This window comes from Bacillus sp. JJ783, from assembly GCF_036963225.1.
Taxonomy (GTDB): domain Bacteria; phylum Bacillota; class Bacilli; order Bacillales; family Bacillaceae_G; genus Bacillus_A; species Bacillus_A cereus_U.
This window is the reverse complement of the sequence record NZ_JBALMG010000148.1, coordinates 2,045-5,030: the sequence shown is the minus strand read 5'-3', so window position 1 is coordinate 5,030 and position 2,986 is coordinate 2,045. Positions and strand designations below refer to the sequence as shown.

The window sequence follows — 2,986 nt, the reverse complement described above, 5'->3', positions numbered from 1 at the left end:
CATGAAAGCAAAGAAATTAGTAAGTTTAGCGTTACCAGTTATGTTATTGAGTGGTTGTATTACAATTGAAACTGATGGTAAGAAAGCTGAACCAAAGAAAGAAGAAACGCAAAAGGTAGAGAAAGAGAGTAAGACTTCTGAGAAAGAGAGTAAGTCAACTGATAGCAAGAAAGAGGATAGCTTATCTGTAGCGAAAGGTGAGGGTACAAACAGTAGTTCATCAAGTAGTCAACCAAGCTCTTCTTCTAGTTCTTCCAGTTCTTCAACTGGTAAGGTAACTGGTTCAGATGTTGAAAGGTATAAGTCAGATATCATAAACAGTGCTACTCAAATTGAAGATACAATGAAATTAATTGAAGGAATAGCAGGTTCAGACGTAAAGTCATACAAACAAAAGAAAAGTGAAGTACAACTGAGTTTAGGTGGAGCAAAGGCAACTACAACGAAACTGAAGAATCTACAAGCACCTCCTGAGTTACAGGGAGAACAGGCGAAGATAAAGCAGTCAATGGAACTGTATGCGGATTGTTTCCAACTTCTCTTTGATGCATTAGACCAAGAAGACGAGAGTAAAATGCATCAATCATTAAGTAAAGCACAAGAAGGCTCAAAACTGTTTGAAGAAGCAGCGAAGAGTATCGGTAGCAAAACTAACTAAGAATAAATTACTTAAAGGGGTATGAGGTATGAAAGTGAAAAAACTAATAGCTGCTGCAGTTCCAGTTGCCATATTATTAAGTGGTTGTGTTACAGTAAAAGATTCGGCAAGTAAAGAAGAAAAGACAGAAGAAACAAGTAAATCTAAGGCTTCTGAAACGAAAGAAAAATCAACCAATTCGAAAGAAGAAAGTAAAGATGTTCAAAAGGTTCGAGTTTTAGATGAAGATTATGCACAATATTTATTAGACATTGAACAGGATATGTTAAGACGATTTGATTACTATGATGCTTCTGTAAGAGATTTGAGAAATGGAAGTAAATCAAAAGCTGAGGTATTAGATAGTATTAAAGACATCTATAAAGTATTTGATAAGATAGAGAAGATTTACGCACCGCAAAAACATAAAGAAGAACAAAAAGAGATTGAAAAAGCGACAGGTAAACTAAGAGAAACATTCGGTGAAATAGAGAAGTTATTCAACGATAAAGGTTTCAGCTTAGAGACTGATAAGGAAATCTTAGATAAAGCAAATACAAAACTAGAGGAAGCAAAACATATTTGGAAACCTACATTCGATAAGTTAAGATCCGAAGTAAGCGGTGGTACAACTACAGATAAACCTTCCAGTACAACAAGTAGTTCTAGTGGTTCTATATCAGCAAACCCAACTACTGGTAGTCAGGCTCAGACAGATAAAAGTCAAGCTAAAACTGGCGTATTCGTAGGTACAATTGGTACATCTGAAGAGTTAGGAATTAGTTATGGAAACATGCAAAAGAACATAAAAGACGGTACTGAAATTATTGGTAATTGGGGTATTGATTACGGTAGTGGCGTAAAAACTACGTTAGTACTAAAAGGTGATAAGACATTTGAGTCTTATGCGAATGGTTCTTATCCGAATAAGGATAACTACTTAACAGGAACATATACAGTAGATGTTCCGTCATTCCAGTTAGCCTTAAAAATAACAAAAGCAGTTAAAGACGGTCAAGAAGTGAAGCTAACAAATGACAGTGTAATGTATAAACTACAAAACTACGATGGTAATACATTACAAATTTATCACATGGACGATAACGTTCGTATTCGATATGTAAAACAATAAATAATTAGAAAAAAACTCTGTAAAAAATTTTACAGAGTTTTTTCTAATTGTAGATTTGAAAGAAAGTTTGATCAAAATAAAGGCTTTTTGTTACATTACGGCTTACGCATTATTTACGCGAGCATGGGATTCCTTTTATGCAGATTAACGAGAATAGAGCATGGGAGTCATTATGTTTGTCACTTTGAGTGATGACCTTGTGTGATTATTATTTGTGTAGATCTTCGTAACTTTTATGTAATTGTTTCATATATTAAAAAAAGACTTGATTCGCGGTATATAAAGTGGGCTGTAGTAGGAGAAGTACCTTCAAAAGTGCTATGGATGAAAAGATGATTAGGTTGTACGGAATATGAAAATGTACGGACATAATGATTGTAAATCCAATTATGTAACAAGTTTAGCCTTACAAAACGTTGCACCGACGAATTTTTCATGGATATGACCGCAAGTATGTGTATAATTACTGGTAATCTTATAGGTTTTCTTTGAAAAGCGAACGAGAAATATATGGTTTTCTGTATCTGACGTTTGAAAAAACTATGGTAAAGGGGAGAGAGGGAGTTTTTATAAGGTATGTCCTTTAAGAAAAACTATTTTTAGAGAGCTTATTCAAATCTTAAGGATTCTTAAGGATGTCACTATAGTTTCTTCAGGTTTGAATTTTAAACTATAGTAGTAAATTCAAACTATTGGAGTGATTAAATATGAAGCCTCTGTCTTTTTTATCTCAATATATAACGAATCCAAGAAACGTTGGTGCAGTACTTCCAAGTTCAAAGTTTCTTGCAGATAAAATGGTGGAAAGCATCAATTTTAAGGAAGCTAAATATATTGTTGAATATGGGCCAGGTACGGGTGTATTCACGAATAAATTGCTTGAAAAACGAAGTTCGAATACTACTCTTTTATTAGTGGAAAATAATAAAGAGTTTTATTTATTATTGAAAGAAAAATATAAAAAAGAGAAAAATGTATTCATTGTATTAGGGTCTGCGGAAAATATTGACGAGTATCTACAGGGCTATTGCATTCCTTATGCAGACTATATTGTTTCTGGTCTTCCTTTTTCTAGTTTACCCCCAAATGTTTCAAAAAAAATATTATTAACTACCACCAAAATTTTAAAGGAAGGTGGGAATTTTATTACCTTTCAATATACTAAATTTAAAAAGAATTTTCTTAGTCAGTTTTTTAATAGAATAGATGTGAAAAGG

The 2,986-nt window shown here is 33.1% G+C and carries 3 protein-coding genes; all 3 read left to right on the top strand.

The window, feature by feature from the left end; all coding sequences use genetic code 11:
* The first annotated feature begins 1 nt into the window (after window position 1).
* Complete coding sequence (locus V7038_RS25200) at window positions 2-658, top strand: DUF7018 domain-containing (lipo)protein (RefSeq protein WP_071151446.1); 657 nt, start codon at window positions 2-4, stop codon at window positions 656-658.
* 28 nt (window positions 659-686) lie between these two features.
* Window positions 687-1,769: a DUF3994 domain-containing protein gene (locus tag V7038_RS25195; protein ID WP_033713984.1), complete on the top strand. Its 1,083-nt coding sequence runs from the start codon at window positions 687-689 to the stop codon at window positions 1,767-1,769.
* Window positions 1,770-2,476: 707 nt separating this feature from the next.
* A partial coding sequence (locus V7038_RS25185; RefSeq protein WP_335695804.1) for a class I SAM-dependent methyltransferase occupies window positions 2,477-2,986 on the top strand: 510 nt, incomplete at its 3' end.